Origin of the sequence: Mesorhizobium sp. M0045, assembly GCF_040323385.1 — a bacterium.
GTDB lineage: Bacteria > Pseudomonadota > Alphaproteobacteria > Rhizobiales > Rhizobiaceae > Mesorhizobium.
The window spans coordinates 1-1,167 of the sequence record NZ_JAMYUY010000067.1 but is presented as its reverse complement, the minus strand read 5'-3'; the positions used below and the strand labels follow the sequence as shown (position 1 = coordinate 1,167).

Here is a 1,167-nt window from a genome sequence, read left to right as displayed (position 1 = left end):
GCAGGGGAATCGCATATGGCGATTTTGGGGTTGAGTTTAGGCTGAGAAAGGATTCTTTGGAGAGGCAGTTGAGCGAAGGAGCGACTGCCATTTCCTGCCTTGAGAGCTACTTTGGCGCGGTGCCTGATCCACGCGCGCCCAACGCCACGCACCGGCTTGGCGACCTGATCGTGATGATGATCGCGGCAAGCCTGTGTGGTGCCAGCAATGCGACGGAGTTCGCGCTGTTCGCGCAGGAGCGCAAGCAGGCGCTGTCGCGGCTGATCGACTATGACGCAGCTCCCAGCCACGACACCTTCTCGCGGCTGCTGCGCCTGCTCGACCCGGAGGCCTTTGGTCGCGCCTTTGCGGCCTTTGCCGCAGCTTTCGCCCGAGCCAGCCGAGAGACGCCCGAGGTGGTGTCGCTTGACGGCAAGGCTTTGCGGCGGGCCTACGAGAAGGGCTTGGCAGCCAGTCCGCCGTTGACGGTGTCGGCCTTCGCCGCCGAGACCCGGCTGTGCCTGGCGGCAGTCTCGCCGAGCGCTGGTGAGAACGAAGTCGAGGCCGCGCTCAAAGTCGTCGAACTCATTGATCTTACGGGCAGATTGATCACCGCCGACGCGCTCCACTGCCACACCCGCATGGCTGCGGCCATTACCCAAAGAGGTGGCGATTACCTGCTTGCGCTGAAGGGCAACCGTCGTCATTGGCTGCGCCGTGCCAACCTGCAACTGGCCGACGCCACCCCTTCCATTGCCGAGCGGACCGAGACCAGCCACGGCCGCAACGAGTGGCGGCAAGCCGAGATCGTGGCGGCGGCCGAGCCGCTGATGCCCGGCCACCGGGCCTTCATCCGCATCACCAGCCGGCGCGATCAGGCCAGGCCGTTGATGCGCCTGTTCATGGCCTCCACGCTCATGTCGCCGCAGCGGGCGCTCGACCTCACTAGAGCTCATTGGCACATCGAGAACGGCCTGCATTGGATGCTTGATGTCCATCTCGATGAGGATCTCAGCCGTGCCCGCAAGGATAATGCTCCCGCCAACACAGCCCTTCTCAATCGCCTCGCCAGAAACATCCTTCAGACCGCCGATGCTGCCAAAGTCCCCATCAGCCATCGCATCAAGAAATGCGCCTGGAACGACGACTATCTCATCAATGCCATCACTCATATGCGATAGCCCTGCC

The 1,167-nt window shown here is 63.3% G+C and carries 1 protein-coding gene; it reads left to right on the top strand.

The features are described 5' to 3' along the window. The first annotated feature begins 68 nt into the window (after nucleotides 1-68). Nucleotides 69-1,160, top strand: coding sequence for an ISAs1 family transposase (locus tag NKJ72_RS30880; RefSeq protein ID WP_352480795.1), 1,092 nt, complete (start codon nucleotides 69-71; stop codon nucleotides 1,158-1,160). Nucleotides 1,161-1,167 lie beyond the last annotated feature (7 nt).